Here is a 20,563-nt window from a genome sequence, read left to right on the forward strand (position 1 = left end):
CGTCATGCTGAGCTTGTCGAAGCATCTCTACTGCGCAACGCAATCTGAACGATTGAATTACTCCTGCGGTAGAGATGCTTCGACAAGCTCAGCATGACGTGCTGCCAAGCATAAAATGCGACCTAGCGGCGGGCCGCGGGGTACTTAATGCGCACCTTCTTCCAGTACACGTAATTGCCGGTTTTGGCCTCCACGAGGTAGGTGCCGGCTGGAATCTTGCCCAAATTCACGGGGGCACCGGTGTTGTTGGCGGGGTCCAGCTCGGTCTGGTACATCACCTTGTTCTTGTAGTCGGTCATCACCAGCGTACCGGGCTTGGTGAACTGCTGCGTGAAGCTGAGCAGGATATCAGTCGAGTTCGGCTTGGGGAAAACGTCGATGCCCGAGAGCGTTTCCACGCGCTTGATGGGACCATCGAGCGTGACAGCGCCGGCCGTGCCCTTCGATTTAATCTCCATCCCGGTGGCGTCGGACTTGGTTTTGGTCTTGATTTTAGTCTGAGCCTGGGCAGTGCCAGCCGCAAACAGGGCAGTAGCCAAAGCGAGCGCGGGGAGGAATTTCATGGGAGATTTGAAGGGATTGAGATGACAAAGGAACGCCGTCGTTAGCGGCTATTACATACTCCGTACCAAAAACGGCCGTCGCGGGTTGTGGAGCTGTCCATGCTGCCGAAGAAATGGGGAAAGCGGAAGCGCTGCGTTTTCTCCCGCCACCCGTGGGCTTCCTACAAGCACCCATATTTTTCTCCGATGGCCCGTAGCACGTGCTACGGGCGCCTATACTTTTCTTAAGTGGTCCGTAGCACGTGCTACGGGCACCTATACTTTTCTCAAGTGGCCCGTAGCACGTGCTACGGGCAGCTACAGATTTGTCGAAGGCTCCGTTGGGCCGTAGCGCGAACTTTTAGTTCAAGTTTTTGAGCTGTCGGAAGCCGTTCGGGTACGCGAGTAGAAAGTTTGCGCTACGGTGGCAGGCCCCGTCCGCAAGGCCTAACTTTGCCCGAAACCCTATTGCCATGCTACGTACCCACACCTGCGGTGAACTCCGCCCCGAACACATTGGTCAAACCGTCACGCTTTGCGGCTGGGTGCAGCGCACTCGCGACAAGGGCGCCATTCTCTGGATTGACCTGCGCGACCGGTACGGCCTCACCCAAATCACCCTCGAAGAAGGCGTGGAGGCCGACGCCGTGCGCGAAACCGCGCGCCACCTCGGCCGCGAATTCGTGCTCCAGGTGACTGGCAAAGTAGCCGAGCGCTACTCCAAAAACGACAAAATCCCGACCGGCGGCATTGAAATTCGCCCCGAGAAAGTGGAGGTGCTGAACCCCGCCAAGCTGCCGCCCTTCCTCATTGAAGACGACACCGACGGTGGCGACGACCTGCGGATGAAGTACCGCTACCTCGACCTGCGCCGCACGCCCGTGCGCAACAACCTGATGCTGCGCCACAAAATGGCCCAGGCCGTGCGCCGCTACCTCGACGGCCAGGACTTCATTGAAGTCGAAACGCCCGTGCTCATCAAGTCCACGCCCGAAGGCGCCCGCGACTTTGTGGTGCCCTCGCGCATGAACCCCGGCGAGTTCTACGCCCTGCCGCAGTCGCCCCAAACGTTCAAGCAGCTGCTCATGGTGTCGGGGTTCGACCGCTACTTCCAGATTGTGAAGTGCTTCCGCGACGAAGACCTGCGCGCCGACCGCCAGCCCGAATTCACGCAGATAGACTGCGAAATGGCCTTCGTGACCCAGGAAGACATCCTCGACATGTTCGAAGGCCTGGTGCGCTACCTGTTCAAGGAAATCAAAAGCCTCGATTTCCCCACCGTGCCCCGCATGACCTACGCCGACGCCATGCGCGACTACGGCAACGACAAGCCCGACACCCGCTTCGAAATGAAGTTCGCCGACCTCACCGAAACGGTGAAGGGCCAGAGCTTCCCTGTCTTCGAGAGTGCCGAACTGGTGCTGGGCATCAACGCGGCCACCTGCGCCGCCTACACCCGCAAGCAGATTGATGAGCTGACTGAGTGGGTGAAGCGGCCGCAAATCGGCGCTACCGGCATCGTCTATGCTCGCGTGGAGGCCGACGGCCAGGTGAAATCCTCGGTCGATAAGTTCTATTCGCAGGAGGAGTTGCAGAAGTGGAAGGCCGCTTTCAACGCCAATCCTGGCGACCTCATCCTGCTCCTGGCCGGCCCCGAAGCCAAAACCCGCAAGGCCATGAGCGAGCTGCGCCTCGAAATGGGCCGCCGCTTGGGCCTGCGCGACCCCAACTCGTTCTCGCCGCTGTGGGTGATTGACTTCCCGTTACTCGAATTTAGCGAAGAGGAAAACCGGCACTTCGCCATGCACCACCCCTTCACCTCGCCCAAGCCGGAGGATTTGGCCCTGCTCGATAACCCCGCCACCATTGGCCAGACCCGCGCCAACGCCTACGACCTCGTGATAAACGGCGTCGAAATTGGGGGCGGCTCCATCCGCATCCACGACCGCGCTGTGCAGGCTCGCATGTTCTCGCTGCTCGGCTTCACCCCCGAAGAAGCCCAGGCCCAGTTCGGCTTTCTGCTCGACGCCTTCGAGTACGGCGCGCCACCCCACGGCGGCCTCGCCTTCGGCTTCGACCGTCTGTGCAGCCTCTTCGGCGGCTCGGACTCCATCCGCGACTTCATCGCCTTCCCGAAGAACAACTCGGGACGTGATGTGATGATTGACTCGCCCTCGCCCATCTCAGAGGTGCAGCTCAAGGAGCTGAGCATTCAGACGGCCGTGGTAGCGAAGTAGGTTTTTGAAGCTTTGGAAAGGGAAGCTGCGACTGAAATTCAGTCGCAGCTTTTTTATTGGAGCAATTGCTGAACGAAGAATACCTGCTTGGGATGAGTTTTTGAAGTCTTTTTGACCCCAGTAATGTTGTTGAAATTAGCAAAAGCAGAAGCGAAACTTTCGAACTCAACGGCTCCGGCTTGCGCGCCGCAGCATTTCGCTGCTTGCTTTATTTCAAGACAGCCAATCCGCTCAAACATAGCGGTAATAGCAAGCAAGTCTTTATGAGCTATGCCGATAACATCGAACCCGATGCGACCAATTGGCTCGATAGTCCTTCCAATTATTTCCCCATGTTGCACGTCATCAAGGGTCGCTTTTGCTGGGCCGATGTAAGTAGGCATAGCAAACATGTAGTTGAAGCGGCCGCGATGCTGTGAAACCAGAAGCAGAATAGTTGCTCTATACGTGCCATCAGGCATTTGAAAAGAGAGAACGTCGCCCTCAGCGAAAACGAATATAGTTTGAGCCTTGTACGTTTTTCTTTTCCTGGGCCGGAGGTTAGGTTGCGTGATTTTATTCCAGAACCGGTTTAAAACATGCTGCCTTTTGCGGCCTTCACTTGGAGCATCTTCTGACTGCGTTAAGTAGTTGGCAAAGGCGTTTTGCTTGATAGCGAGCGCTACTTGGGAGAGTGTTTCTTTATCCAGTTGGCCAACTTCCCAAAGCGCAAGCGCATAAGCTGTGATGAATATTTCATTATCAACGTCATCATTGTCGGCCTGAAACTGCTCAATGACTTTCTTAATGGTTTCTATTGATTCCCCCGCATCATAGAGGCCTATGAATGTACCGTATACATCATGCGCTAAATCGCCGTCAATAATTTTTACTCCGTCCGTTGCCATCGGTTTCTATTTGCTGTTTGCATCCCACCGCAATAATAAGGAACCTGAGAAACAGAAAGCGGCGACTGAGGATTCAGTCGCCGCTTTCTGTTTAATAATCCAACTGATGCTTTTATCAAACTTTGCCCGCTCTTCTGGCTTCATTCGATTTCGCAGTAGCCGTATGCTATAACCACCTATCAATTCGCCACTTTTGGTGTAGTTCCAATCAGCAACTTTAGCCGTATCAAATGCGACTCTTTCACCTTCTTTTACCTCATGGGTATATTCAGGTGTATTGTCTACCGTTCCATACCACTTACCGCTTTCAAAGGCAGGCTTACCAAGCCAGATGTATTCCATTTCATCTCCATCTGCATAGGGGAGCTTCACTGCAAAGTTGGAAGAGGCACTATCGTGCTGCTGAACTGCGGCTAGAAAGTGTGGCAGGGTAGCCCGTGCTTTTCTCATTGTCGCCAGCATTTCGGGGTCACCAGCTTCTACATCATAGATGCCTTTCGATGCTGAAGTATCCTCAGAAGTGCAAGCAGAAAAGGAGAGGATAATTATGAGTAGAATGAAGAGCGTAAGACGCATTCAATTAGGGGTTATGTAGGTACAAAAATAGCCAGACCGAATAGGACTGGCTATTTTTATTGGCAATAGGTTAGTTCAGAAATTTCGCTCGCCCGTTTCGCGCTTGCCCAGCATCACCGAGCCCACCATAGCGGCCAGCAACAGGATGGACGCCAGCTCGAATGGAAGCGCATATTCTTTGAACAGCACCATCCCTAGCCGGTCGACCATGCCAATCTGCGAATCGAAATTGGTCGGGTCGTAGCCGGCAGGGTTCACGTTGCGCAAGGCAGCTACCAGAATCAGCAGCAGCGAGCCGCCGGCGATAGCGGCAGCAAACTTAGCCAACGCCGGCTTATGCGGCTCGGTTTCCTCGTTCAGGTTCAGGAACATAATCACGAACAGGAACAGCACCATGATGGCACCGGCGTACACGATAATGTTCACCGCCGCCAGAAACTGCGCGTTCAGCAGCAGGTAGTGGCCCGAAAGCGTGAAGAACGTGAGGATGAGAAACAGGACGCTGTGTACCGGATTTTTGGCCAGTACCACGCCCAATGCACTCAGCAGGGCCACGAACGAGAGAAACAGGAAGAGAGGAGACATACAGTAGCGCGGACTTTTAGTCCGCGTTGGGGGTGAAGTCAATGGGTGAGTCGCGGACAAGAATTCCGCGCTACGTCGTGGTTACGTCAGCTGCGTGCGCAGCTTGTCGGCCTGCTCAGGCGTGAGCTGGATGCCGCGCTTCGAGCGGTTATCCGGCGTTACAGGCTCTACTAGCCGGTCCTTACCGTAGATGAACTCATCGCGCTCGAAGCGTGGTGGGGCCATTTTGTCGGCTTGCAGGTACACGGCGGCTTTCGGGCAGGCTTCTTCGCACAGGCCGCAGAAGATGCAGCGCAGCATGTTGATTTCGTAGCTCACCGCGTACTTCTCCTCGCGGTAAAGGTTCTCCTCGCCCTTTTTGCGCTCGCCGGCTACCATTGTAATGGCTTCGGCGGGGCAGGCCACGGCACACAGGCCACAAGCCGTGCAACGCTCGCGGCCGGCTTCGTCGCGCTTCAGAACGTGCAGGCCGCGGAACACGGGAGAGAAGGGACGCGTCTCTTCGGGGTAGCGAATGGTGACCTGCTTCTTGGTAGCAGCCCGGAAAAAGTGCTGCATCGTAATCGACAAGCCCTGGAATATAGCTGGCAGGTACGCCCGCTCAGCCAAAGTCATGGGCTTCTTCTCGAGAACTTTAGCGCGTTTGCTTAAGGATTCCATAATGGTTTCTGTCATGCTGGGCCTGCGAAGCATCTTATCAGGTTCGCAAAGCTGCTGAGTAACGAATTCTGACGAAAGCAGCGGTGATAAGATGCTTCCTTCGGGACGCCAGATGGGCGTGACAAACGAGTTATTTAATGATGCCGAACGTAATCAGGCCGCCCGTGAGCAGGATGTTGAAGATGGCCAAGGGGATGAGAATGGTCCAGCCCAGGCGCATCAGCTGGTCGTAGCGGAAGCGTGGGAGCGTCCAGCGCACCCACATGAAGAAAAAGATAAATGCGAAGATTTTGCCGAACAGGCCCACCAGCCCGAGGATGGTGATGATGTTCTGGGCCGTTACCAGCTCTAGGCCACGGCTCGATACCAGCCAGTCGCGCATTTCGTACTGAAAGGGGAAGTTGAAACCACCGAAGTACAGTACGCTCATCACGGCCGAAGCCACGAACACGTTGATGTATTCGGCGAATAGGTACAGGCCCATTTTCATGGAGCTATACTCAGTGTGGTAACCACCAATCAGCTCGGTTTCGCACTCGGGCAAGTCGAAGGGCGTGCGATTGGTTTCGGCGAAAGCGCAGACGATAAAGATTAGAAAGCCCAGCGGCTGCTTGGCAATGTTCCAGAAGTGCCACTCGCCCGCTACCGACTGCTGCAACGTGATTTCGCGCAACGACAGCGTGCCCGACATCATCAGCACCGCAATCAGGGCCAAGCCCATTGCCAGCTCGTAGCTGATGTTCTGCGAAGCTGCCCGGATGGCGCCCAGCAGCGAAAACTTGTTGTTCGAAGCCCAGCCGCCAATCATAATGCCGTACACGCCCAGCGACACGATGCCGAACACGTAGAGCATGCCCACGTTGATTTCGATGCCTTGCAGGTGAATAATGGTGTCGCCGAACTGCAGAAAGTTGCCGAACGGAATCACCGCCGACGACATCAGGGCCGTAATCATAGCCAGGCAGGGGCCGAACACGAACAGCGCACGGTTGGCACCCGCCGGGAAAAATTCCTCTTTGGTGAAGAGCTTCACGGCATCAGCCAGCGGCTGGAGCAGGCCGAACGGACCAGCGCGGTCCGGGCCAACCCGGTCTTGCAAGAAGGCAGCAATTACGCGCTCCGCGTAGGTGCAATACGTGGCAATCAGGAGCGAAATGCCGAAAGTTGCCAGAACGACGAGGCCTTGCCAGCCCAGAGCGGGGAGAGTCATATAAGAGTTTCTATTTCGTTAGAACGTCATGCTGAGCGCAGCCGAAGCATCTCGCTCGCATCGTTAAGTCGATTGGATTACTGCTGCACGCGAGATGCTTCGGCTGCGCTCAGCATGACGTTCTGTTTATTATCGTTCTACTACTTAATTATTCAAGCCACCCAACCGCAGCGGTGGGTTGCGCTCCAACTCGCGGGTAGTGCTTTCGGGCAAATCCTGAATTACCTGCGGGTTTACCACCGGCAATTCGTAGTGGTTTTGCGCGATAACCGAAGCGCGATTGATGTGTGCAGGACCATCCAATACCCAGTCCGAAGTTTCCTTTTTGTCGAAGCGGCAGGTGTTGCAAATCCACTCCTTCACTTCGCCGTACTCGTCCTTGCGGGCGGTTACGCGGAGTACGTCTTTGCCTTTGTACCAGAGGGTTACGTGACCGTTGCACTTGTCAGTTTCGCAGTCGCGGTGGGCATTCACGGGCTTCGTGAACCACACACGCTGCTTGAAGCGGAAGGTTTTGTCGGTGAGCGCGCCCACTGGGCACACGTCGATAACGTTGCCGCTGAACTCGTTGTCGATGATGTTTTCGATGTAGGTGCCAATTTCCGAGGCATCGCCGCGGCCCAGCACGCCGTGCACGCGCTCGGGGGTGAGCTGGTCGGCGGTGTACACGCAGCGGTAGCACAGGATGCAACGCGTCATGTGCAGCTGGATGAGCGGGCCGATATCGATTTTCTCGAAGGTGCGGCGCTCTTCCTCGTAGCGGGTGGTGCTCAGGCCGTGCTCGAAGGCGAAATCCTGCAAGCTGCACTCCCCGGCCTGGTCGCACACCGGGCAGTCGAGCGGGTGGTTGATGAGCAGCATCTCCACGATGCCCTTGCGCACGTCCATCACCTGCTGGTTGATGGTGTTTTCGACCACCATGCCATCCTGCACCGTCGTGATGCACGAGGCTACCAGCTTGGGCATGGGGCGCGGGTCTTTGGCCGAGCCGGCCGAAACCTTCACCAGGCAGGCTCGGCACTTGCCACCCGAGCCCTTCAGCGGGGTGTAATAGCACATGGCGGGCGGCACGATGCCGCCGCCAAGCTGGCGGGCCGCGTTCATGATGGTGGTTCCATCCGGAACCTCCACCTCAATGCCGTCGAACGTTATTTTAGCCATTAGATAGTTTTGTCATGCTGAGCTTGCGAAGCATCTTATCACGTTCGCAGTACTCGGGTAATAATTGGTTCTGATGAAGGCAGCCGTGATAAGTTGCTTCCTTCGTCAGCATGACAGAAGTTAAAATTAAGCCAGCACGGCCGCGCCGCGATATGCCGCGCCGGGAACCGTAGCTTCTTTGGGGCTGGTCACGTGCCACTCGAACTCGTGGCGGAAGTGTCGCACGGCAGCCGCTACCGGCCACGCGGCCGCTTCGCCCAGCGGGCAGATGGTGTTGCCTTCAATCTGCTTGGCCACACTCACCAGCAGGTCGATGTCGTGCATCGAGCCGTGGCCGTGTTCGAGGCGGTGCAGCACCTTTTCCATCCAGCCGGTACCCTCGCGGCAGGGCGAGCACTGCCCGCACGATTCGTGGTGGTAGAAGCGCGAGAAGTTCCAGGTGTTCTTCACGATGCACGTCGTTTCGTCCATCGCAATGAAGCCGCCCGAACCCAGCATGGTGCCCGTCACGAAGCCGCCGTCGCTCAACGACTCATAAGTCATCAGGCGGTTTTCGCCGGCTGCGGTTTTCAGGATGAGTTCCTTGGGCAGAATAGGAACCGATGAACCTCCAGCTACTACTGCTTTCAGGTCGCGGCCTTTCCAGATGCCACCGCAGTACTCATCGGAGTAAATGAATTCCTCCACTGGCAACCCCAGCTCGATTTCGTAAATGCCGGGCTTATTTAAGTGGCCGCAAGCGGAAATGAGTTTAGTGCCCGTGCTTTTTCCTACACCGATTTTGGCGTACTCATCGCCGCCCTCGTTCACGATAATCGGCACTGCCGCGATGGTTTCCACGTTGTTTACTACCGTGGGGCGGGCGTAGAGACCCTGCACGGCCGGGAATGGCGGCTTGTTGCGCGGGTTGCCGCGCTTGCCTTCCAGCGATTCCAACAGCGCGGTTTCCTCGCCGCAGATGTAGGCCCCGCCACCGGGATGCACGTGCAAATCGAGCGAGTAGCCCGAGCCGAGAATATTCTCGCCCAGGAAACCAGCCGCATAGGCTTCGGCAATAGCCTTTTCGAGAATGCGCAGCACGTACAACAACTCGCCGCGGATGTAGATGTAGCTGGTGCGCGCGCCCAGGGCGTAGCTGCCCGTAATCATGCCCTCGATGAGCAGGTGGGGCAGTTTCGTCATCAGCTGACGGTCCTTGAATGTGCCGGGCTCCGATTCGTCGGCGTTGCAGACGAGGTAGCGCGGCACGCCCTCCGGCTTGGCCAGAAAGCCCCATTTCATGCCAGCAGGAAAGCCCGCGCCACCGCGTCCGCGTAGGCCCGACTTCTTTACTTCTTCCGTTACCTCATCGGGCGTCATGGTTTTGAGCGCCTTCTCCACGGAGCGGTATCCGCCGTGCTTGCGGTATACGTCGAAGGTATTGATGCCCTCAACGTTGATATGTTCAGTTAATAGCTTGCGGCCCATAATGGTAAGCGTTGTGCTGATGGCCAGCTGTTAGTTGTTTTTCAGGGAGTTGGGCAGGTTGCTGTTTTCCTCCCACGACAGGATGGGACGATGAAGCTGGCCCCGCAAATCGTTAAGCATGGCATCCACTGCTTCCGGCGTGTCGAGCTGCTCGTAGTATTTCTCGCGCACCTGCACCACGGGGGCAAACCCACAGGCAGCCAGACACTCCACTTCTTTCAGCGTGAAATTACCGTCGGGCGAAGTGCCGCCCACTTTGGCGCCGGTGATGCGCTCCAGATTGGCCGTCATCTCGTCGGAGCCGCGCAGCATGCAAGGACCCGTGCGGCAAATTTCCAGCACGTGTTTGCCTACCGGCTTGAGGTTGAACATGGTGTAGAATGACGACACCTCGTACACCTCAATCGGCTTTATTTTCAGGGTTTCAGCCACCAGGTCCTGCACTTCGGGGCTCACCCAACCGCCGAACTCGGCTTGCGCAATGTGCAGAATCGGCAGCAGGGCCGACTTGCTCCGGTCGTCCGGATAGTGCGTGAGCAGGCGCTTGATTTCCGCCTGGGCGGCGGGAGAAAATTGCGGTTTGGTGGGCGCGGTGGTCGGCTCCATATTCAGTAACAAAAACTAAGCGTCCAGTTCGCCAGCGATGACGTTCATGGATGAAAGAATGACAATGGCGTCCGACAGCGTCGTGCCCACGGCCATTTCGGGGTAAGCCTGGTAATAAATGAAGCAGGGCCGGCGGAAGTGCAGGCGGTAGGGCGTGCGGCCACCGTCCGAAATCAGGTAGAAACCCAACTCGCCGTTGCCGCCTTCCACGGCGTGATATACCTCGCCAACGGGGGCATCAATCTCGCCCATCACGATTTTGAAGTGGTAAATCAGGGCCTCCATGTTCTTATACACTTCCGGCTTAGTGGGCAGGTAGTAGTGCGGCGCATCGGCGTGGTAGGGGCCTTCGGGCAGGTTGTCAACAGCTTGGTTAATGATGCGCAGGCTCTGCCAGATTTCCTCGTTGCGCACAATGAACCGGTCATAGGTGTCGCCATTGGTGCCCACCGGAATATCAAACTCGAAGTCTTCGTAGCTCGAATACGGGTTCATCACCCGCACGTCGTAGTCGACGCCGGCGGCCCGCAGGTTAGGACCGGTGAAGCCGTAGCTCAGGGCCTTTTCCGCCGAAATCGGGCCCACGTTTACCACGCGGTCCATGAAAATGCGGTTGCGGTTGAACATGCTTTCGAACTCCTTCATCACGACCGGGAAGCTTTTCAGCCAAGCGCGGAGCTTGTCGAGCGCAACCGGACTCAGGTCGCGCTCCATGCCGCCCACGCGGCCCATATTGGTGGTGAGGCGGGCACCGCACACCTCTTCGTAGATTTCGTAAATCTTCTCGCGCTCCTGAAACACGTAAAGGAAGCCCGTGAAGGCGCCGGTGTCCACGCCCAGAATCGAGTTGCAGATGAGGTGGTCGGCGATACGGGCCAATTCCATCATTATCACCCGGATGTATTGCGCGCGCTTCGGTACGGTCACGCCGAGCAGTTTCTCTACCGTCATGTGCCAGCCCAGGTTGTTAATGGGCGACGAACAGTAGTTCATCCGGTCGGTGAGGGTGGTAATCTGGTAGAACGGCTTGCGCTCGGCCAGCTTCTCAAACGCGCGGTGGATGTAGCCGATAGTGGGCACGCCGGATACAATGCGCTCGCCATCCATTTGCAGGATGTTCTGGAAAATGCCGTGCGTAGCGGGGTGCGTCGGGCCCAGGTTCAGCGTCGTCAGCTCTTGGCTGAAGTCGTTGAGAATGGGCATCAACTGGCCGGGGCGCTGGGCAGCGGCCTCTTCCTGAATCTTGTGGGTGCCTTCCAGCGTGTCGTTTACTGCCATGATGTAATAATCAAGGGCCTAGCGGCCAAAAAACAGGTCAGTTTTGTCTTCGCGGGTTCCGTCTTCTACCGGGTACTCGCGCCGCATTGGGAAGTAATCCATGTCCTCCACGTTGAGGATGCGGATGAGATTGGGATGGCCAGTGAAGACGACGCCGAAGAAATCGTAGGCCTCGCGCTCCATCCAGTTGGCGGCGTTGTACAAGTCGGTGAGGGTGGGCACTACCGGGTCGGCGATAGGGAAGAAGATTTTCAGGCGCAGCCGGATATTCTTCGTCATGCTGTGCAGGTGGTAAATCATGCCCAACTCCTGGCCCGGGTTCTCGGGATAGTTGATGCCGCACATCGTGGTCAGGAAGTGGAATTTCAATTCCTGGTCCTGTTGCAGGCCAGCGATGATTTCGTGAATTTTCTCTCGCGTGGTAGTTGCCGTGAGCAGGCCGTAGGGTTCGTGCACATCGGTGAAGGTGCCCTCGCCAAACAGGCGGGTAAGCAACGCCAGCACCTGCGCATTCTGGGCCTTTATCGGGTCTTCGGCAACGGGCGCTTCGGGCGCGGCAGCAGCATCTTGAGGAGTCATTCGGGGTTGTTGGTAGTTGTTGGTTGCCAGTTGTCAGTTGTTGATTTGTGTTTAATGCGCTAACAACTGGCAACTGGCAACCAACAACTAAATTACTTGATGTTGTAAGATGCCAGCAGGGCCTGGTATTCGGGCGCATTGCGGCGACGCATAGATTCGTTGCGGGCCAGGTCCTGCACGCGCATCAGCCCGTCGATTACCTGCTCGGGGCGGGGCGGGCAGCCGGGCACGTACACGTCGACCGGAATAATGCGGTCGATGCCTTGCAGTACCGAGTAGGAGTCGAAAATGCCGCCCGAGCAGGCGCAGGCGCCCATGGCCAGCACCCAGCGGGGCTCAGCCATCTGCTCGTACACCTGCTTCACGATGGGGGCCATTTTCTTGGCGATGGTGCCCATCACCATCAGCAAATCGGCCTGGCGGGGCGAGAAGCTGGGGCGCTCGGAGCCGAAGCGGGAAATATCGTAGTGCGAGCCCATGGTAGCCATGAACTCGATGCCGCAGCAGGACGTAGCGAAAGGCAAGGGCCAGAGCGAATTGGCGCGGGCCATGCCCACTACTTTCTCCAGCGAGGTAGCAAAGAAGCCAGCACCCTCAACGCCCTCGGGAGCATCAACGGTTTTTATTTCAGGAACTCGATTATCAGCCATGTCGAATCAGTAGTTAACGGTTAATGCTTAGTAGTTAATGATTGGTCAAGGATATAGTTAATCACTAACCGTTAACCACTAATCACTAAAAATTAGGCGGCTTTCGCCACCGGGGCGGGCCGGTTTTCTAACACCGGCGCGTTGGTGAAAGTTTGCCCGGCCGGCGCTTCATTCCAGCGCAGAATGCCCTTTTTAATAATGTAGAAGAAGCCAGCCAGCAGCAGTGCCATGAAGATTATCATCTCGATGAAGCCGTAGTAGCTGCCATCCTTATTCAACTCCCGGAAGTTCACGGCCCAGGGGTACATGAAGATGACCTCGACGTCGAACAGCACGAAGACAATGGCGGTGAGGAAGTATTTCACCGAAATGGGCGTGCGGGCGTTGCCGACGGACTCGATGCCGCACTCGAAGGAAGCGTCCTTCACAGTGCTGTGGCGCTTGGGCCCCACCAAGTGCGAAACAATCATGGCGAAGGCTACAAAAGCCAGGGCCAGACCGAACTGAATGACGATGGGAAGATAATCGGAGGGCTGATAATTGGCAGCCGGCAGGGCTAGGTACATAGAGGTCAATTATATAGCATACAGGCCTCACGGGCGCTGAAGGGCAAAGGTAGCGCCCACGGGGTTGGGGCGCAATGTTGAAACGGCAAGCGCCTTGGGGGGTGGTATTTTGGGCTGGTAATAGGGTGCTGCAAATGCAGCGGTAGGCGGAAGTATGGTGGGCATCAAAGCCGTTTCGGAATCAGTGGATGTAGGGGCGGGGTCGTACCCGGTAGGGCTTGCCCCCGACCGGACGTTGACGCCCATTGACCGATTCCGTTCAACGACGGGCGGGGACAAGCCCTACCGGGTACGACCCCGCCCCTACATCGGTCCGCCTGTACACTGGCCACGAAACCGCTCAAATGACTTTTATGTCGATGGAATACGCTTTCTTTAGGGCAAGCTGAGTATTACCCTTTTCTCCTGATGCCTGATTCTGCTGATTCTTTGGGTAGCCTCGCGGCGACCAATGCTGCCTTGGTAGAACGAGAGCAGCAGCTGTCGGTGCTTTTTGATGCCATTGCCGATGTCACGTTCGTGTTGGACGTGGAGGATGAGGACCAATATCGGTTCATCTTTGCTAACAAGGCATTCGAGAAAATTGCCGGTTTACCGGTTGAGCAGGTGATAGGCCGCTATGTGCAGGACATCATTCCGGAACCCTCGCTGAGCCTGGTACTTACCAAACACCGCGAAGCCATTGCCCGCATGGAGCGCGTGGTTTGGGAAGAAACGTTGGATTATCCCACGGGCCAGGTGGTGGGCAAAGTAAGCATGACCCCGGTGGCCGATGAGCACGGACGCTGCTGCCAGCTGATAGGCGTGGTGTACGACCTGACCAAGGAAAAACAGGTTGAAAAGGCCTTACGCGTCAGCAACGAGCGGTTTGCTTATGCCCTGAAAGCAACCAGCGATGCCATTTACGACTGGAACGTGGCCGACGATACGCTGTATTGGGGCGAAGGATTTGAGGAATTGTTCGGGTATAAGCTGGCGCAAAACTCGGCTCCTTTTGGCGGATGGTCCGATTGCGTGCACCCGGACGACAGCACCCGGGTGGTAGATGGTATCCGGCGGGTGGCTTTGGAAACAACCGATTTATTCTGGCAGGAGGAGTACCGGTTTCGGCGGGCTGATAACAGCTGGGCCGAGGTATTTGACCGGGGTTACCTGCTGCGCGATGCAAACGGCCAAGCGGTGCGCATGATTGGGGCCATGCAGGACATTACGCCGCGCAAGCAGGCGGAACGACAGCAGCAACTGCTGGCCGAGAAATTAATTGGCCAGAACGCCGATTTACAGCAGTTCACCTACATCGTTTCGCACAACCTTCGGGCTCCGCTGGCCAATGCGTTGGGCTTTAGCGACCTGCTGGCGCGGGTTGATAAGCAGTCGGCCGTATTCGATACGTCGTTGCAAAACCTGCGCACCAGCCTTCAGCTGCTTGACGAAGTGCTGGCGGATGTGAACGATATTTTATCGGTGCGCGACGAGCAGGCTGGCTACCGGCCCGAACCGGTGCCGCTGGCCGCCGTGTGCCAGCAGGCGCTGCTGGGCTTGCAGGAAGCGCTGCAAGCGGCGGGTGGCCAATTGCACCTGCATATTCCGGCTGAGCTGCGGGTAGCGGGCAGCCGGGCCTATTTCCACAGCATCTTTCATAACCTGATTTCCAATGCCATCAAGTACCGGGCCGATGCCCGGCCCCTGCGCATTGACATTACCGCCAACACGATGCCGGCTGCCGGGCTTACCGTTACCGTGCGCGACAATGGCGCCGGATTCGACCGACAGCAGGCGGGCAACAACGTGTTTCAACTCTACCGGCGCTTTCATGCGGGGCAGGCGGGGCGGGGCATCGGCCTGTATTTGGTGCGGGCCCATGTAGAAGCCATGGGCGGGCAGATTGAGGTGGCCAGCCGCCTGGATGAAGGAACTGAATTCACCCTCTATTTTCGGCCCCATGCTGATGAAAACCTACCTCATTGATGACGACAGCCTTGCCGTATACCTTACCGAGCAGTTATTGCGGGCCGAAGGGTTTTCCAATTGCATCTGCACGTTTCGGTCGGCTCAGGAGGCGTTAGACAAGTTGTTAGGTAAAAAGCAGCGGGTGCCCCAGATTGTGTTTCTGGACCTGAATATGCCGCTGATGAATGGATGGCAATTCCTGGATGCCCTGACCCCCTACGAGGAAGCGTTGCGGGGTAATTGTCACATCTACATCCTCACTTCTTCGTTGGCCCTTAAGGATTTGGAAAAATCCAAGCAGTACGAGCTGGTGGCCGGCCTGATTCATAAGCCGCTGGATGGCGAAGAAATTCGGGCCATACAGTCACGCTTTGGTGGTATGCCGGCCGGTGATGAGCCTTGTGACTGCTGATTAGCTATTGAGGCCTGTAAGCAAAACGAAACGGCCCGCATCGAGTGATGCGGGCCGTTTCGTTTTGCTTACAGGCCTTTGTCGCGGTTCAAATCCTCGGCGGGTTCCGAGCCCAGGAAGGGGTAGCGGTAGTCGGTGACGGGCACGAAGGTTTCCTTGATGGTGCGGGGCGATACCCAGCGCAGCAGGTTGAGGATGGAGCCGGCTTTGTCGTTGGTGCCGGAAGCGCGGGCGCCGCCGAAAGGCTGCTGGCCGACTACAGCGCCCGTGGGCTTGTCGTTGATGTAGAAGTTGCCAGCGGCGTGCACCAGCTTCTTCGAGGCCAGGTCGATGGCGTACCGGTCTTGCGCAAAGATGGCGCCGGTGAGGGCGTAGGGCGAGGTGTTGTCCACCAGCTCCAGGGTTTCCTCGAACTTGTCGGCGTCGTAGACGTGCACCGTTACCACGGGGCCGAACAGCTCCTCGCACATCGTGATGTACTTGGGGTCTTTGGCGAGGATGACGGTGGGCTCGACGAAGTAGCCTTTTGACTTATCGTAGTTGCCGCCGGCGATGATTTCGGCGTTCGGGTCGGCTTTGGCGCCGTCGATGTACTTGGCCAGTTTATCGAAAGAAGTTTCGCTGATGACAGCGTTGATGAAGTTGCCGAAGTCTTCGACGTCGCCCATCTTGAAGGAGGCGAGGTCTTCCTTCACGTAGCCGAGGATTTCATCGGCCAGGTTGCTGGGCAGGTACACGCGGGAGGCCGCGGAGCATTTCTGGCCCTGGTACTCGAACGCACCGCGTGAGATGCCCACGGCCACTGCTTTGGCGTGCGCCGAAGGGTGGGCGAGGATAAAGTCTTTGCCGCCGGTTTCGCCCACGATGCGCGGGTAGGACTTGTAGTGTTTGATGTTCTGGCCGATTTCCTGCCAGATGTGCTGGAACACGCCGGTGGAGCCGGTGAAGTGAATGCCGGCGAAGTCACGGTGCTTGAACACGACGTCGCCCACCACGGGACCGTCGGCGTAAATCAGGTTGATGACGCCGGCGGGTACGCCAGCTTCCTCAAACAGCTCCATCAGCACCTGGGCCGAGTAGACTTGCACGTCGGCGGGTTTCCACACCACCACGTTGCCCATCATGGCCACCGAGGCGGGCAGGTTGGCGGCGATGGAGGTGAAGTTGAAGGGCGTGAGGGCGAACACGAAACCTTCGAGGGGGCGCTGCTCCAGGCGGTTCCACATGCCGGGCAGGCTTTCGGGCTGCTGCTCGTAGACCTGACGCATGTAGTGCACGTTGAAGCGGAAGAAGTCGATGAGCTCGCAGGCGGCGTCGATTTCGGCCTGGAAAGCGTTTTTGCTCTGGCCCAGCATGGTGGCCGCGTTGATGCGGGCCCGGTAGGGACCGGCCAGCAGGTCAGCGGCTTTCAGGAAGATGGCGGCGCGGTGCTCCCAGGGCATGTCGGCCCAGGCGGTGCGGGCGGCCAGGGCTGCCTCGATGGCTTGGTTAACGTGGCTGGCATCGCCGTAGTGGAAGTGGCCGAGGGTCCGCTGGTGGTCGTGCGGCGGGCTGATGCGCTTGAGGTTGCCGGTGCGCACGTGCTGACCGCCAATGTGCATCGGAATATCCTGCTCTTGCCCGCGCAGACGTTTCAGCTCCTGCTGCAGCTCCTGCTTCTCTTTCGAGCCGGGCGCGTAGCCTTTGACGGGTTCGTTGATGGGGATGGGGACGTTGAAAAAGCCGTTGGCCATGGGATTCAGGTTGGTTTAAAGAAGCGTTTGGGGTGGGATGGGGCAAAGGTAGTTGAGACGTTATTACGACTTCCGCTGCAGCTTATGCACCTGTCGAGTCGGGCTGGTTCTATTTCTACAGCTTTATTAAGACTTTTGCGTCAGACTTAAAAATCATATGAATCGTCGTAAACGCCTTTGTTCTGCTTTTGTGGACCATTTCACAATTGCGCTGGTTGGCGTTCCTGTAGCTATGCTTATCGATAAGCTGATTAAGCAGGAGTCGATTGGAATAGGTGTTTTGTGCATTATTTATGCAAACAAGGACTTTTTGCAAGGCCGAAGCATAGCAAAAAGAATATTGGGGTTTGTAGTAGTAAACCGCCGCACCAAGTCAGCCGCAAGCCCTTTACGTTGCTTTATTAGGAACATCACCATTCTCATTTGGCCCATTGAGGTGATTATGCTGCTGATAAACCCTGCCAGAAGATTAGGCGATTATTTGGCAGGAACTGAATGCGTGGACTGCTCCAACCAAGCTAGTAGCAATGATTTAGTAGGCTAAGAGGGCATTAGCAAGCCATATTGTATGTGGCGCAATGGTGTTTTGTGTCAGGCGAATACGGTTTTAGAGGAGGCGAATGCCGTTTTGACGATTCTCAATGCTGTTTTGGCGAGTAGCAATGCCGTTTAGGGGACGGACAATGGTGTTTTTGAAGCGACAAATGCTGTTTTGGTGGGTAGCAATGTCGTTTTGGCCTGCTCGAATGCCGTTTTGGAAGAGCGGAATCGTGTTTTGCCTTGCTCGAATGGTGTTTTGGGTCTGCGCAATGCCGTTTCGGAATTGACAATGCCGTTTTGCCTTGCGCAATGCCGTTTCGGAAGCGACAATGCCGTTTTGCCTTGCGCAATGCCGTTTCAGCAGTGGCTACAGCCGCCTCAGCAGCTCCCGTACCTGGTGGGTGAGGTCGTCGCGGGAGCCGGTATTGTGCAGTGTGAAGTCGAAATGCGGGTAGTCATCCATCGCAATTTCGCTGGGGTGGTTGTCGTCGCGGGTGCCGTCGCCGCGCTGTTGGAGCGGGTCGCCTTCCACGCGCAGCATGAGGCCGCCGCGGGCCCGGATGGGGTCGGCTTCGTTGGCAAAACGCACGTCGGGCACCAGCACAAAGGCATCGGGCGGCAGGCCAGCGAAGAAAGCATCAACCCAGACCAAGGGCTCCCACTCGCGCAGGGCGCTGCCCACCTGCTGCAGCATTTCGCCCCGCGTGCGGCGGAAAGTGGGCACCAGCTCGGCCTTGCCTTTCTGGGAGTAGTAGGGCGCCACGTTTTCGCCCGTGAGGGCGGCGCAGACCGATTTGATGGAGTCGCCGAAGGAGCGAATCTGCCAGATGCGTTCGGGTTGCAGCTGTTGCAGGATGCGGGCCACGGTGTCTTTGCCGCTGCCCCGGCGGCCCGAGATGCCAATGAGGTGTACCATGGGATTTGGGTTTTAGAACGTCATGCCGAGCGCAGCCGAGGCATCTCGCGTGCCGCCACTACCTTAATCGGTGAACGATTGGATTGCTCTTGCACGCGAGATGCCTCGGCTGCGCTCGGCATGACGTTCTGTTATTGCTCTGATGGCCTACAAAAACTCCTTCAGCTCGCTCAGGCAGCTGATTTCGTGAGTAATCTGGTTGAAGTGCCGGCGCTTGTCGGGGTTGAAATACACCTGGTCGATGCCTGCATTATAAGCGCCTAGCACGTCGCATTCGAGGTTGTCGCCAATCATCAGGCTTTCGGCGGCGGTAGCGCCGGTACGCTCCAGCGCGTGCTGGAACATGCGCGGGTCGGGCTTGAGGTGGCCGCTGTGCTCGGAGGTAATAACTTCCTCAAAGTAATGCGCCAGGTTCGACGAGGCCAGCTTAATGCCTTGAATGTCGTTGAAGCCGTTGGTGATGAGGTGCAGGCGGTACTTGGGTTTCAGGTAGTCGAGCACCTCGTGGGTGTAGGGAAATACGGCTGCTTTCTGGGGCAAAATGTCGGTGAACTCAGCAGAGATGGTAGCTGGAATAGCGTTTTCCGGTACGCCCAGCCGCGTCAGTGTTCGCACAAAGCGCACCTCGCGCAGCTGGTTCTGGGTGATTTTATTGCTTTGATATAGCCGCCACAGGGCGTGGTTGATGTCGCTGTACACCCCGATGAATTCTTCTGCCGAAAAGGTGCCATAACTCGCAAAATTGTGCCGCTCGTACAGCGTGTGCAGCGTTTCGTTGGCGTTTTTTTCAAAATCCCACAGCGTGTGGTCGAGGTCGAAGAAGAGGTGGCGGTATTTCATTAATAATGATGAATGGTTAACGATTAGTGGTTAATAAGTAAAAAGGCCATGAACGTGAGGCGCTTATTGATGCCAGCAATTAACCGTTAATCACTAACAACTAACCATTACAATGAGCCAGCCAAGGCCATGCTCAGCACCCCGGCCAGCATAATGCCCTTGCAGAACGTGCTCAGATGGCGGAAGTGCCGCCGCCGGTCGGCCCGGATAAGCAGACGCGCCAACTGGGCCATGGGCAGCAGCACCAGCAACGTCAGCCACAGGCCCAGCGGCCAGTGCCCGCCCACAAAGAGCCGGCCCGTAGCGCCGAGCGTGAGCAGCGCCAAACTCGCCAGGAAAAAACCCGTCACCCACTTGGTCCGGGCCACGCCCCACACCAGCGGCAGGGTGCGGCAGCCGTGCTGGGCATCGCCGCGCATGTCTTCCACATCCTTCACAATCTCGCGCACCATGGTAAGCAGGAAGGCGGCCAGCGCGTAGGGCCATACCACGCTGTGGCTGTCGTTGCGCTCCAGCTGCAGCTGCAGCTCGGGCAGCAGCACCAGCGCCGCCGTGAGGGTGGCAATGCTGAGGTTGCCCACCAGCGCCACCCGCTTGAAGCGCGCCGAATAGCCCCACAGCAGCAGGGCCGTGCCCAGCGTAACCAAGCCCAGCACCGGGTGCAGCCAGCCCGCCAGCAGCACGCCCAGGCCACTCAGCACCATGTGGGCCAGCATGGCCATGCGCCGGTTTACCACGCGGCCAATCACCAGCCGGTCGGGCCGGTTGATGGCATCAATTTTCACGTCGTAGTAGTCGTTGATGATGTAGCCGGCCGCCGCTACCAGCAGCGCCGCCCACACCAGCAGCCCAAAGCGCGCAGCCAGCAACGAGTCGCGTAGCGGCAGCCTGGGCAGCAGCAGGCCGGCCCGCACCAGGGCCAGACACAGCAGCATAATCAGCAGGTTGGGCCAGCGCACCAGCGCGGGTAGCGCCGTGCGCAGCCGCTCGGGTGGGGGCGGCAGGGGGAGCGTAGGCGCAGGCGGCTTGGGGGGCAGCGGGTTCATCGGCAGAAGCGCGGGGCGGGCGAAGCGCAAAGGTCGGCTAAAGTGGCGGGCCATTTGTGCGGTGGGCAGTACACTAGGCACAAAAAAGCCCCTCCGTTGCGGGAGAGGCTTCTGCGATGGGG

At 57.4% G+C, this 20,563-nt stretch carries 20 protein-coding genes and 1 pseudogene; 4 read left to right on the top strand and 17 right to left on the bottom strand.

Annotation, left to right across the window (positions count from 1 at the left end):
- Nucleotides 1–122: 122 nt before the first annotated feature.
- Nucleotides 123–563: a T9SS type A sorting domain-containing protein gene (locus tag ABD837_RS07790; protein WP_345052506.1), complete on the bottom strand. Its 441-nt coding sequence runs from the start codon at nt 561–563 to the stop codon at nt 123–125.
- Between the two features lie 452 nt (nt 564–1,015).
- On the opposite strand from ABD837_RS07790, the gene aspS reads away from it, so the two are divergent.
- Nucleotides 1,016–2,779, top strand: coding sequence for an aspartate--tRNA ligase (aspS, locus tag ABD837_RS07795; protein ID WP_345052508.1), 1,764 nt, complete (start codon nt 1,016–1,018; stop codon nt 2,777–2,779).
- A gap of 53 nt (nt 2,780–2,832) precedes the next feature.
- Here the strand turns inward: aspS and ABD837_RS07800 are convergent, their stop codons facing one another.
- From ABD837_RS07800 to ABD837_RS07855, 12 genes and pseudogenes are all read right to left on the bottom strand, one after another.
- Nucleotides 2,833–3,666, bottom strand: a complete 834-nt coding sequence (locus ABD837_RS07800; RefSeq protein WP_345052511.1) for a hypothetical protein — start codon at nt 3,664–3,666, stop codon at nt 2,833–2,835.
- A 6-nt stretch (nt 3,667–3,672) separates the two neighbouring features.
- A complete protein-coding gene (locus ABD837_RS07805) occupies nt 3,673–4,242 on the bottom strand; it encodes a YegJ family protein (protein ID WP_345052513.1) in 570 nt (189 codons plus the stop codon).
- A 75-nt stretch (nt 4,243–4,317) separates the two neighbouring features.
- On the bottom strand, nt 4,318–4,827 hold the full coding sequence (locus tag ABD837_RS07810; protein WP_345052515.1) for an NADH-quinone oxidoreductase subunit J family protein: 510 nt from the start codon (nt 4,825–4,827) through the stop codon (nt 4,318–4,320).
- Between the two features lie 81 nt (nt 4,828–4,908).
- Nucleotides 4,909–5,487, bottom strand: a complete 579-nt coding sequence (locus tag ABD837_RS07815) for a NuoI/complex I 23 kDa subunit family protein (RefSeq protein WP_345052518.1) — start codon at nt 5,485–5,487, stop codon at nt 4,909–4,911.
- A gap of 130 nt (nt 5,488–5,617) precedes the next feature.
- Nucleotides 5,618–6,697, bottom strand: a complete 1,080-nt coding sequence (nuoH, locus tag ABD837_RS07820; protein WP_345052520.1) for an NADH-quinone oxidoreductase subunit NuoH — start codon at nt 6,695–6,697, stop codon at nt 5,618–5,620.
- A gap of 144 nt (nt 6,698–6,841) precedes the next feature.
- Complete coding sequence (locus ABD837_RS07825) at nt 6,842–7,858, bottom strand: NADH-quinone oxidoreductase subunit G (protein ID WP_345052523.1); 1,017 nt, start codon at nt 7,856–7,858, stop codon at nt 6,842–6,844.
- A gap of 126 nt (nt 7,859–7,984) precedes the next feature.
- Nucleotides 7,985–9,325 (bottom strand): NADH-quinone oxidoreductase subunit NuoF, encoded by a 1,341-nt coding sequence (nuoF, locus tag ABD837_RS07830; protein WP_345052525.1) that lies wholly within the window; start codon nt 9,323–9,325, stop codon nt 7,985–7,987.
- A 30-nt stretch (nt 9,326–9,355) separates the two neighbouring features.
- Nucleotides 9,356–9,931, bottom strand: coding sequence for an NADH-quinone oxidoreductase subunit NuoE family protein (locus tag ABD837_RS07835; RefSeq protein WP_345052528.1), 576 nt, complete (start codon nt 9,929–9,931; stop codon nt 9,356–9,358).
- 15 nt (nt 9,932–9,946) lie between these two features.
- On the bottom strand, nt 9,947–11,134 hold the full coding sequence (nuoD, locus tag ABD837_RS07840; RefSeq protein WP_345052858.1) for an NADH dehydrogenase (quinone) subunit D: 1,188 nt from the start codon (nt 11,132–11,134) through the stop codon (nt 9,947–9,949).
- A 93-nt stretch (nt 11,135–11,227) separates the two neighbouring features.
- Nucleotides 11,228–11,788 (bottom strand): NADH-quinone oxidoreductase subunit C, encoded by a 561-nt coding sequence (locus tag ABD837_RS07845; RefSeq protein WP_345052530.1) that lies wholly within the window; start codon nt 11,786–11,788, stop codon nt 11,228–11,230.
- Nucleotides 11,789–11,880: 92 nt separating this feature from the next.
- Nucleotides 11,881–12,438, bottom strand: a complete 558-nt coding sequence (locus ABD837_RS07850) for an NADH-quinone oxidoreductase subunit B (protein WP_345052533.1) — start codon at nt 12,436–12,438, stop codon at nt 11,881–11,883.
- 173 nt (nt 12,439–12,611) lie between these two features.
- Nucleotides 12,612–13,004 (bottom strand): annotated as a pseudogene (locus ABD837_RS07855) (NADH-quinone oxidoreductase subunit A); the annotation flags it as partial.
- A gap of 408 nt (nt 13,005–13,412) precedes the next feature.
- Here ABD837_RS07855 and ABD837_RS07860 point away from each other — a divergent pair.
- Entirely contained in the window at nt 13,413–14,972 is a 1,560-nt protein-coding gene (locus tag ABD837_RS07860) for a sensor histidine kinase (RefSeq protein ID WP_345052535.1), read from the top strand.
- Nucleotides 14,947–15,366 carry a response regulator gene (locus ABD837_RS07865; RefSeq protein WP_345052537.1) on the top strand — a complete coding sequence of 140 codons (420 nt, stop codon included), beginning with the start codon at nt 14,947–14,949 and terminating at the stop codon, nt 15,364–15,366. Before ABD837_RS07860 ends, ABD837_RS07865 begins: the two co-directional genes overlap by 26 nt.
- A 68-nt stretch (nt 15,367–15,434) precedes the next feature.
- Here the strand turns inward: ABD837_RS07865 and pruA are convergent, their stop codons facing one another.
- On the bottom strand, nt 15,435–17,099 hold the full coding sequence (gene pruA, locus ABD837_RS07870) for an L-glutamate gamma-semialdehyde dehydrogenase (protein WP_345052539.1): 1,665 nt from the start codon (nt 17,097–17,099) through the stop codon (nt 15,435–15,437).
- A gap of 157 nt (nt 17,100–17,256) precedes the next feature.
- Here pruA and ABD837_RS07875 point away from each other — a divergent pair, with 157 nt between their 5' ends.
- On the top strand, nt 17,257–17,643 hold the full coding sequence (locus tag ABD837_RS07875) for an RDD family protein (RefSeq protein ID WP_345052542.1): 387 nt from the start codon (nt 17,257–17,259) through the stop codon (nt 17,641–17,643).
- A gap of 363 nt (nt 17,644–18,006) precedes the next feature.
- Here the strand turns inward: ABD837_RS07875 and ABD837_RS07880 are convergent, their stop codons facing one another.
- The 3 genes from ABD837_RS07880 to ABD837_RS07890 form a co-directional block, all read right to left on the bottom strand.
- The gene (locus ABD837_RS07880; RefSeq protein WP_345052546.1) at nt 18,007–18,555 is read right to left on the bottom strand and encodes a nucleoside/nucleotide kinase family protein; all 549 of its coding nucleotides are present in this window, start codon (nt 18,553–18,555) and stop codon (nt 18,007–18,009) included.
- A gap of 147 nt (nt 18,556–18,702) precedes the next feature.
- The gene (locus ABD837_RS07885) at nt 18,703–19,395 is read right to left on the bottom strand and encodes a YjjG family noncanonical pyrimidine nucleotidase (RefSeq protein ID WP_345052549.1); all 693 of its coding nucleotides are present in this window, start codon (nt 19,393–19,395) and stop codon (nt 18,703–18,705) included.
- A 107-nt stretch (nt 19,396–19,502) separates the two neighbouring features.
- Nucleotides 19,503–20,441 carry a geranylgeranylglycerol-phosphate geranylgeranyltransferase gene (locus ABD837_RS07890; RefSeq protein ID WP_345052551.1) on the bottom strand — a complete coding sequence of 313 codons (939 nt, stop codon included), beginning with the start codon at nt 20,439–20,441 and terminating at the stop codon, nt 19,503–19,505.
- Nucleotides 20,442–20,563: the final 122 nt, after the last annotated feature.

It is taken from the genome of Hymenobacter glaciei (genome assembly GCF_039539585.1).
GTDB classification, from domain to species: Bacteria; Bacteroidota; Bacteroidia; order Cytophagales; family Hymenobacteraceae; genus Hymenobacter; species Hymenobacter glaciei.